General features: G+C 25.3%; 1 protein-coding gene. It reads left to right on the top strand.

All coding sequences use genetic code 11. The features are described 5' to 3' along the window. The first annotated feature begins 36 nt into the window (after positions 1 to 36). Positions 37 to 672, top strand: a complete 636-nt coding sequence (locus tag DN408_RS31135; protein ID WP_147740533.1) for an ACT domain-containing protein — start codon at positions 37 to 39, stop codon at positions 670 to 672. Positions 673 to 799 lie beyond the last annotated feature (127 nt).

A 799-nucleotide genomic window follows, 5' to 3' on the forward strand; every position in this document is an offset into this window, starting at 1 on the left:
TAATATGGGGTATTTTAAGTTAAGGGGGAGTTATTTATGGAAAGTTGTTCTATGTTCGATATTGTAAAAACTAATAACTTATCACCTGTAATTATGGGAACTGAAATGGGTAAGTTAGCTAGAGAATTATTTATTTTAAGACCTGAAGAAGTGAATATTTCAGTTTATGGAAGCTTTAAAAACGTCACGAATAAACATGAATTACAAATAGGGTTCTTGAAAGGAATATTTAATTTCTCTGAAAAGGATATGTTAGAAAAAGTTCCTTTTAATATTGATAATTGTACTGTAATTAAATTTGTAGAAGAGTATGCAAAAACAAGTTATCCTTATACTGCAAAAATTTCTTTGTTAAATGGAACAGAAAGTATAGAAGTTGTTACATATAAAAATGATGTGGGAAAAATACTTATTTCAGAAATTAATGGTTTTAATGTTAAAATATCAGAAAACAGTCCAAATCTTTTAGTACGAAATAAAAACAGTTGTAAATTTCTCGCTTTTATAACATCCTTATTCAATGATTATGAAATTAATATTATAAAAATTCATTGTTCATCTCAAAAGATAAATAATATTATGGTCATTGAATTAGATAGATTACCATCGGCTAAAGTAATTGAAAGGATTAATAGTAATCCTTATGTATATAAGACTCTAGTGATAAGCTGAAATAATTCATACTAATTTTCTTGTTACTCGTTATAGAAGTACAAAATAAGACATAAATACTATAATGAATAATACATAGAATTAAAAATATCCAGTAAATACAGGGGAAAGAATAAAAGTTCAGCAA

The sequence above is a fragment of the Bacillus sp. AR13-1 genome, assembly GCF_008042285.1.
GTDB classification, from domain to species: Bacteria; Bacillota; Bacilli; order Bacillales; family Bacillaceae_G; genus Bacillus_A; species Bacillus_A mycoides.